This is a genomic window from Actinocrinis sp., assembly GCF_035946395.1.
GTDB lineage: Bacteria > Actinomycetota > Actinomycetes > Streptomycetales > Catenulisporaceae > Actinocrinis.
On sequence record NZ_DASYZI010000155.1, the window covers coordinates 1 to 9093 of the forward strand.

The following is a 9093-nucleotide window of genomic DNA, read 5'->3' on the forward strand; positions in this document are numbered from 1 at the left end:
GATGCCGCCGAACCGCAGCACCGTGCTCGCCCGCTACGCGATCGTCCTCGGGCTGGCCTGCGCGCTCGATCTGATCGGCCGGGCGGCTCAGTGGGTGCTGATCCTCAACGGCGACCAGAGCCACTGGCCGGCCACCCCGCAACCCGGCAGCGGCTGCTACCTGGGCGTCGCAGCGGCAGCGCTGGCTTTCCTGAGCGGCATCGCGATACGGGCTGCCGCTCGGTGGGGAGAGCACGCGTCCACCAGCAGGTGAGCCCTCCTCGAACCTGAACTTCGCGGCCGGACAGACCGGAAGCAGCGGATACACCACGACCACGCCGACACAGGTACTGGACACCCGCGCCGACAAGACGCCGATCCGCCCGGGCCCCACTGTGCAGGTGAACTTTGGGGCGGCCAACCACTGCCCAGTTGCTGCGCGCAGAAAGGCCGGCGGGCTGTGTTCCCTCCCTGTGTTCCCCCTGAGTTCCCTATCTGGGTTGCCGGTTTCGCGCGGAGTGCAAATTACGGCGCGCAATCACGGAGTGCAATCAAGGTACGACGCGCGTAGCATCCGGCACGGGGACGCGTAATCGAACTCTGTGACTTCCTGGGGTTGCTGAGGCTGGGGGCAAGGCGTGCGTTTCAGACTGTTGGGTCCGCTGGTGGTGATTGGCGAGGGCGGCCGGGCGGTGCAGATGTCCGGGATACGACTGCGGGTGTTGTTGGCCGCGCTGTTGGTGCATGCGAACCGGCCGGTCGCGGTGGATGAGCTCGCCGAGTTCGTGTGGGACGGGGCGCCGCCGGCGCAGGCGGTGCGCACGATGCGCTCGCACGTGATGCGGCTGCGCCGCGCGCTGGGCGATGCCGGGGCGGATTGGATCGTCACCCGTGATCGTGGCTACCTGTGCCAGGTCGGTCACGACGAACTGGACACACTGCGGTTCGAAGGACTCTGCGGCCAAGCCGGTGCGGCTGTTCGTGGCGGTCAATGGGCGCAGGCGTCGGACGCGGCCACGGCGGCGCTGGCCTTGTGGCGCGGGGCGCCGCTGGGCGACATCCCATCGCAGGGGCTGCGGGACGGGTTCGTGGCTCGGCTTGAACAGTTGCGCCTTCAGGTGCTTGAGGACGAGGCCGAGGCCGGTCTGCACGTCGGGCGGCATGAAGAGCTGGTGCCGGGTCTGCTGGAGCTGACGGCTGCGCATCCATTGCGGGAGCGTTTCCACGTCCAGTTGATGACCGCACTCTCCCGTGTCGGGCGGCGCGCCGAGGCGCTGGACGCGTATCGACGGGCGCGTCGGGTGCTGGTCGAGGAGCTCGGCGTCGAACCCGGGCCGGAGCTACGTCGGCTGCACGAGCGCATCCTGACCGGAGACGACAGAACGGCCGAACCCGCGGCGATCATTGCGCACGGCCACGTCACCTTGGGAGCAGGCAGGCCGGTACCGCGCCAGCTGCCGACGACGACGCGGCATTTCACCGGTCGCGACGCGGAATTGAGCCTGCTGACCAAGCTGGCTTGCGATCCGCTCGACACCGTCGCGGGCGCGGTGGCGATCTGCACGATCGACGGGATGGCCGGGGTCGGCAAGACCGCGCTCGCCCTGCACTGGGCGCACCTGCACGCCGACCGCTTCCCGGACGGACAACTGTACGTGGACCTGCGTGGTTTCGGGCCGTCGGGCACTGCGCTCAGCGCAGCGGCGGCGGTGCGGCGACTGTTGGGCGCCTTGGGGGTCCTACAGGACCACATCCCCGTCGGCCTGGCGGCACAGTGCGCGCTTTACCGCAGCACTCTGGCCGATCGCCGAATGCTGATCGTGCTGGACAACGCCCGCGACGCCGAGCAGGTACGGCCCCTGCTTCCCGGCTCGGCCGGATGCATGGTCCTGATCACCAGCCGCGATCGATTGTCGAGCCTGGCAGCCCTCGAAGGTGCGCACTCGTTGGTGTTGAACCCTCTGCCCGCGGACGATGCGCACGTGCTGCTGACGCGCCGCCTCGGTGCCGGCCGCGTGGCCGCAGAGCCGTGGGCCGTCAACATCCTGATCGACATGTGCGCCCGGCTGCCGTTGGCGTTGAACATCGTCGCGGCGCGCGCCTGCGCGAACCCCGACCTTCCGCTCGCCGCGTTGGTCGACCAACTGCGCGACACGCGCGACCGGCTCACCATGTTGGAGGCGGGCGACGCGGCCGCGAACGTGCGCGCGGTGTTGTCCTGGTCCTACCGCGCCCTCACCGGCCCGGCAGCGCGGATGTTCCGGCTGCTGGCCGGGTACCCCGGCCCCGATCTGTCCGTGGCCGCCGCCGCCAGTCTCGCCGCGGTGTCCCGCGAGCAGGCACGCCACGCGCTTCAGGAGCTGGCCAATGTCCATCTGTTGACCGAACAAACTCCCGGCCGCCACAGCTTCGTCAACGACCTCGTGAGCGTATACGCGGCCGAACAAGCCCACGCGCAGGAGCCTGAAGAAGAGCGTCGCGCAGCACTGCACCGGGCACTGGAGCACTGCCTGCACGGCGCGAACAACGCCGCCGCGCTCCTCGGCACCAGCGGCGCACCGGCCGCCCCGCCCCGTCCCGGGGTGATCCCCGAACAGCACCCTGACAGCCGGCACGCATTGGCATGGCTCGACGCCGAGCACCACATCCTGATCGCCGCCACTGCGCGCGCAGCCGACGCCGGCTTCGACACGCACGCCTGGCAGCTGACCACGGCTGTCGCCGGACTGCTCGGCCAATACCGGCACTGGCACGACCTGGCTGACACACTGCGCATCGGGCTGCGGGCCGCTGAGCGCCTCGGTGACCGCAACGGCCAAGCCCTGGCCCACCACTACCTCGGCCTGACGCTCGCCGGCCTCGGCGACTACCGCGAGGCCTACACCCACTTCGGCCGCGCCCTCGCCCTGGCCCGCTCAGGCGCCGGTCAGGGCGGCCCGCGTCAGGCCGAGGTCCACCTCGGCATCGCCTACGCCCTCGACTGCCAACACCACCACCGCCAAGCGCACCGGCACATCGGGCAGTCACTGGCCCTCGCCCGAGCCGCAGGCGACCGCGTCGCACAGGCCGCCGCGCTCAAGGACATCAGCGTGCATCATTGCCGGCTCGGCGACTTCCCCCAGGCTCTGGCCTGCGCCCGCCAAGCCCTGGACCTGCTGCGCGACGCCGACGAATACCCCGGCGAGGCCGCCGTATGGTCCAACCGCGCTCTGGCCCACCACCATCTCGGCCAATACGACGAGTCAATCGCCTGCTACGACCGCGCCCTCGGCCTCTACCGCCAAGCCCACAACCGCCACGGACACGCCGACACTCTCATCCGCCTCGGCAACACCCATCAGCGCGCCGGCAACACAAAAACCGCCCACGACACCTGGCAAGAAGCCCTGACAATCCTCGAACAGATCCAGCACCCGCGCGCCGAGGAACTACGCCGCAGCCTCGCCGCCCAACCCGACCAGATCGCCCTGCGAACCGGACAGGTCACCGGCACGTGCTGCGACCTGTAACCACATCCCGAGCCCGGCGCGGGATGTCTTTGCAGCTCACAGCGCCTGGGACGGCAACGCGGCCAGCGCCAAGCCCCCGTAGATGATGCAGATGCACGCCGCGCTCTCAAACTGCTCCGCCGCCGGCGATACGAACGACAACAGAACGATCCCGGCGCCGAACATGAGGACGCCGATTCCGGCGCGCACGTCGACGGCGAAAGCGGTCACCATCACTGCAAACAGCAACAGCAGGCCGGCGAGGACGAACCCGAACACGATCGCGAGACCGTTGAACGCGCAGGAGTCGACGCCGCAGTCCTTCGGCGTATTCGCCCACGCAGATATGGCTGAGCTTGCCGGAAGCGCGGCGAGGATCACCAGCAGAGCGGTGACACCCGACGTCCATCGACGTCGCCGGGCGCTACTTCCGGCTAACAAGAACAGGTACCCCACTGCGAGCAGGACGCCGACCGTGGCGACAGTGCCGAGCACAAGCGCAGGCGCGTCAGCCACTACGCGGCTGGTCACCACGACACCGCCCGCCAGCAGCACCATCGCGGCGGCGAAACACAACCGCGCGACTCGCGACGTATCGGCGATGCCAGGCCGCAGTGCGACTGCGGCAAGCAACAGCGCGGGGGCGGCTTCGAGCATTGCGGTAGGCGTGTCACGGGTCAGCGACGGACTCATCCAGTCAGCCGCTGCCGCCACCACAACCGCCACCGTGTAAACGACCGAACCCACCACAATCCCGGACCTGCCACCCGCCATGGCCCCCGCTCCCGTCGAGGCCGAATGCAACCCACTCGGCCGCAGTCGCAGCGTCGCAACCAACGTCATCGAGCGAAAGCGCTTGGACCGCAAACGTATCGAGGCTGAGATGCTTCCGTAAGCGCACCCGCCGTGCGGCGTGCCGCCGCCCTACCCGAGGACGACGGCACGTCACGACGAACCGGTCTTCGCGATGTCGCCGCGAAAAGTCGCCGCAGATGTCAGCCCTCGGCTTCGCTATGTAGGGTTGCCGTAGACGATGCCGCGACCGTTGGTGCCGACATAGACGCGCCCGTAGGTCCGCGGGTCGCCCGTGATCGCGGCACCGATGTTGCCCCACTGGTGCTGGGCGTCGTTGATCTGCGTCCAGGTGACGCCCTCGTCGTCGGAGCGGAAGACGCCCTGCACGCCGCCGACCGTGGCGATCGCGTACAACGCCGGGTAGCCGCCGGAGAGCGCTGCCTTGCCGAAGCCGAGGTTGACCGCCGCCGAGGCGCCGGCGAGCCGGGTGAAACTCGCGCCCGCGTTCGTCGAATGCCAGATGCCTGACGTACCGTTCGGCGCACCGCCGGTCAGCCACACATCGCCGCTCACGCCCGGCAGTGCCTTGATGTACACCGTGCCGGTCGACGGCAGTCCGGTCGCCGCCGTCGCCGTGAACGTCAGGCCGCCGTCTGTGCTCACATAGAACGTCCCGGCCTTGTAGCCGTAGAACTCCTTCGGGTCGACCCGGTCCGAGGCGAGCACTGCGCCGGCCGGGATCCCGGTCGAGGCGGTCCACTTCCTGCCGAGGTTCGCGGTGTAGTACACCCCGACACCGGCCGGGCTCCACAGCGCGGTGGCCCCGTTGGCGGAGATCACCGCCTGGCCGCCGCCGGTGACGCCGGTCGGCTCAATACCCTGAGCCCAGCTGCCGCCGCCGTTCGTGGAGAATGCGATCCGGTTGACTCTCGGATTGCTGCTCTTGTCGATCTCGCCGGTACGCACCATGTCCGCGGAGTTCAGCTCGGCGTAGTCGAGGCTGTCGCCGGTGCTCAGCAGCGGGGCGCCGAACATCGCGCCGGGCACGCTGGTCAGCGACGTGTGCACGAAGCCGTCCAGGTCGGCCAGCGCGGAGACCAGCGGCGCGCCGCTGGGCGGACTGATCAGGGCATTGACGGCGGTCTCCTCCAGGCCGCTGACGAACGGGGCGATGGTGAACTTCGCGCCCGCATCCCAGTCGGTCAGGTCGGTGGTGCCGAACAGGGTCGCTCCGGTGCCGTAGAACATCCGGTTCGAGTCGAACGGGTCGATCGCCAGGCCCTCGGTCATCCACCCCAGCTTCGGCGATTCCACCGGCTCCGCCGTCGTCGTGCCGAAACTGAGCCAGGGCTCTGAAGTGGTGTCCAGGGTGTACGCGTCGGCCCGGTTCGGGTAGCTGGTGAAGTTCCACGCGGACTTCCACGTGGCGCCGCCGTCGGTGCTGCGGTAGATGAACGTGTCGGGCCACCACGAGCTGTATCCGGTCACCATGATCGTGTTCGGGTGCTGCTGGTCGATGGACAGGCCGGAGTAGCCGAAGTAGTCGCCGGAGGTGTTCGAGGACGGCACCGGGCTGATCCGCGTCCAGGAACCGGTGGCGACCGCGTACTTCCACACGTCGCCGGAGGAGCCGTCGTAGGGTCCGCCCTTGTTGCTGGTGGTGATGTACAGGTAGGCGCCGGTCGGATCGACCTCGCCCTTGTGCGCCAGGAAACCGGTGGGCTGGCCGGCCACACGCGTCCAGGTGACGCCGCCATTCGTACTCTCATACACCGTGTTCTGAAGGTCCGCCACACCCGCGAAGACCGTCGGCGTGGCGCTGCCGAGAGCGCCGGAGGCCTTGTCGAAGGCGACCCAGGTCACACCCTGATCGTCGCTGAGATACCCGGTGGTGTCGGTGGAGTCCTGCACGTAGTTACCCACGTTCGGGAAGGCGGTCACCTGCGACCAGGTCGTTCCGCCGTCCGTCGAGCGCCACAGGCCGTGGCCGCTCGGCGCGCCCAGATACAGGATGTTGTCATCGTTGGGGTCGACGGCGAGGCGTTCGCCCATGCCGCGTCCGGGCATGTTGCCGCCGAGCTTGAACGGCAGGGACGTCACGGTCCACGTCGTGCCCTGATCCGGCGAGCTCAGGATCGCCCCGTTGCCGGGGTCCCAGGAGTTGGTGTACATCCCTGCGGCAACCCACACCTTGCCGGTGTTGATCGGGTCGGCGGCCACGGAGACCGCGCCCATCAGACCCCAGTTGCTCTGGCCGACCCAGTCCATCAGCGGCGTCCACGAACTGCCGGCCTGGTTCCAGCGGTAGACGCCGCCGATGTCAGTACGCGCATAGATGATGTTCGCCGCGCCGGTGTCGAAGACGATGTCGGGGATGAACCCGCCGCCGCCGATCGCCACGTTCTGCCACGTGTACGCGCTGGTGGCGGACGCAGCGGCGGCAGACGCGGTGGTGGCGGAGGTCGCGGCGACCGCGCCGGAGCCGGCGCCGAGCGGCGCGGCCACCGCCGACACGATGGCCGCAATCAATGCACGGAAGAGACGAGTGTGATGCATGATCCGAGAAGCCTCCAGCCAACGCCATTGTCATCGAAGCGCTTCGATACGGCCCTGCGTGGGTGGATGCTAGATTCGAAGGGGGAGTTCGGCAAGAATGTTGATACGCTTGAATTGTCAGACATCCCAGCGCCTGACCGCCGAGGCGCCCCGTCAGGGGTCTCAGCAGTCAGGACACTGTGACCCTGCCTGGTCTCCGCCCGCCGGGCCGATCGGCTAGCCGATCGGGTTCCAGCCATCGGAGCCGGCCAGGTACTTCTGCGGGGTGTAGTCGGCCGCCTGCGCGTCGGTCATCTGCGGACGGTTGCTGTTGATCGTCGCCCCGGGCCCGGTGTCCTTGTACTCGTCGAACCGTGCGTTGGACCACACGTTGCCGCTCATGTCGATCCACGGCTGGGCGGTCGCGAGCGTGGCGCTGAGCGTGGACTCCATGTACAGCACCTGCGCGGCGGGACCCCACGGCCGACCCAGTTGGGTGACGTTGTTCGCCGCACCGGTGATGGTGGACTCGTAGATCAGGAATCCGTAAGTCTGCGTCGCGGGCGTCCTGGCGGCGGTGACCGGGCCGCCGGTCGAACGCGACTCGTAGATGGAGCAGGCGTTGAACACTGCGGTGCCGCCGCCGAAGATGAAGTCGACGGTGCCCTCGACGTAGGAGTTCACGAAGTACGCGCGCGCCCCGTCGTTGACCAGCAGGGTGTCCTGGTTTCCGAGGAAGCGCACGTTCGAGAAGAGCGCCCGGTCGGCGGTGACGTTCGCCGCCACGGCCTGGCTGCCCACCCCGTAGTCGTTGGACATCGTCAGGTTCGAGGCGGTGAAGTCGTGGCCCTCGACGAAGACGCTCGCGCTGCCCGCCGTGCCGTAGCCGCCGACGTTGCTGTGGTTGTCCACGATCACGGTGCCGCTCGCCGAGGAGCCCAGCCCTTGCAGCGTGATGTAGGGCTTGTTCGTCGGGATGGTGACGACCTCGCGGTAGGTTCCGGCCTTGATCGTGATGGTGACCGGCTTGGCGTTGTTCGCCGGGACCGCGTCGATCGCGGCCTGGACCGTCGTGTATTTCCCGGTGCCGTCCGCGGCGACGGTCGGCGTGCCGGAAGTCGCGGTGCCGCTGGGGCTCGGCGTGGGGCTCGGGGTCGGGCTCGGCTTACTCGTGGCGCTGGCGGTAGCGGTGGCACTGGCCGTGGCGGAAGGACTCCCGCTCGTCGGTGCGGCAGCGGTACAGGCCACTGAATTGAGCGCGAAGTTCGCCGGGGACGGGTTGCTGCTCCCGGTGAACGAGCCGTTGAAGCCGAAGCTGGCGGTACCGCCGGTCGGGATGGAGCCGTTGTATGACACGTTGGTGACGGTCACGTTCGCGCCGGACTGGGTGTAGTTGCCGTTCCACAGCTGCGTGATGGCCTGCCCGGCGCTGAACGACCAGGTCAGCGTCCAACTGCTGACCGCGCTGCCGAGGTTCGTGACGATGACGGTGGCGCCGAAGCCGCCGGACCACTGGCTGGAAATGGAATACGAGACCTGACATCCAGCGGCCGCCGACGCGGACGGGGCGGCCGCGGCCGTCATCCCGGCGGCGACGATCGCCGCAGCCGCGCCGCTGGCCAGCCAGGGCCGATGATCGGTGAATCTCATGTGGAACACCTACTCCGTGTCTGGGAGACGGCCGGGCTCGCCCGACGGTGCAGCCGAGCCGCCGTTCTCGCGGTTGTCACAGGGAACCGATGCATGCGGGCCACGCCGCGGACGGCGGGCCACCAAGTGAGCGCTAACATCCACAGGAATAAACGCAGAAACCAACAAACCATTGCATTACCAACGCAGCCCTCTTCCTTCTTCCCTCCGGCGCGGTCACGGCGGTCACGCGGGTCGTGCGAGCGCCCTGAAAAGCTTCTGCGCGGGGCAGTGCCCGAATGCGGCGGGAACCTAGCCGCCGGTCCCACTGCGGTCAACGTGTCGGCAATCGCCGCCGACAAACCTCGTGAAACCCACCGAAAGTTGCATACAGCATCGCGCTCGTTACGCCGAACGGGCGGCGGACGCTCGCGGCGGGCCTGCTCCCGTCAGACAAAAGCGCAGCACAGCGCGACACAACGCAGCCGACCAATTACTCGATGTGCCAATCGGGTGGCGGTGCCGGTCGACAAGTGCTTGAATTCAAGGCGCTCGCCGGAAGTTCTGCCGACCCGGCGGGGGTGGAAGCGCGCCTTGCCGGATGACGTGTCCGGGGCTCGCTTTACGTGAAACTTCAACCGCTGATATCACACATCACGCATGCAGG

5 protein-coding genes are annotated in these 9093 nt (G+C 68.5%); 2 read left to right on the top strand and 3 right to left on the bottom strand.

What is annotated here, in order from left to right:
- On the top strand, positions 1-253 hold a 253-nt coding region (locus tag VGS97_RS09950; RefSeq protein WP_326853038.1), incomplete at its 5' end, for a hypothetical protein.
- Positions 254-644: 391 nt separating this feature from the next.
- Positions 645-3488 (top strand): AfsR/SARP family transcriptional regulator, encoded by a 2844-nt coding sequence (locus tag VGS97_RS09955; protein WP_326853039.1) that lies wholly within the window; start codon positions 645-647, stop codon positions 3486-3488.
- 36 nt (positions 3489-3524) lie between these two features.
- Here VGS97_RS09955 and VGS97_RS09960 read toward each other — a convergent pair whose 3' ends face one another.
- From VGS97_RS09960 to VGS97_RS09970, 3 genes are all read right to left on the bottom strand, one after another.
- Positions 3525-4124: a hypothetical protein gene (locus tag VGS97_RS09960; protein WP_326853040.1), complete on the bottom strand. Its 600-nt coding sequence runs from the start codon at positions 4122-4124 to the stop codon at positions 3525-3527.
- A 354-nt stretch (positions 4125-4478) separates the two neighbouring features.
- Positions 4479-6818 carry a sialidase family protein gene (locus VGS97_RS09965; protein WP_326853041.1) on the bottom strand — a complete coding sequence of 780 codons (2340 nt, stop codon included), beginning with the start codon at positions 6816-6818 and terminating at the stop codon, positions 4479-4481.
- 216 nt (positions 6819-7034) lie between these two features.
- Entirely contained in the window at positions 7035-8447 is a 1413-nt protein-coding gene (locus VGS97_RS09970; protein ID WP_326853042.1) for a pectinesterase family protein, read from the bottom strand.
- Positions 8448-9093: the final 646 nt, after the last annotated feature.

Bases quoted from the DNA above. Each gene is read 5' to 3' on its own strand.
- VGS97_RS09960 (WP_326853040.1), bottom strand. From the start codon at position 4,124: ATGCTCGAAGCCGCCCCCGCGCTGTTGCTTGCCGCAGTCGCACTGCGG.
- VGS97_RS09965 (WP_326853041.1), bottom strand. From the start codon at position 6,818: ATGCATCACACTCGTCTCTTCCGTGCATTGATTGCGGCCATCGTGTCG.
- VGS97_RS09970 (WP_326853042.1), bottom strand. From the start codon at position 8,447: ATGAGATTCACCGATCATCGGCCCTGGCTGGCCAGCGGCGCGGCTGCG.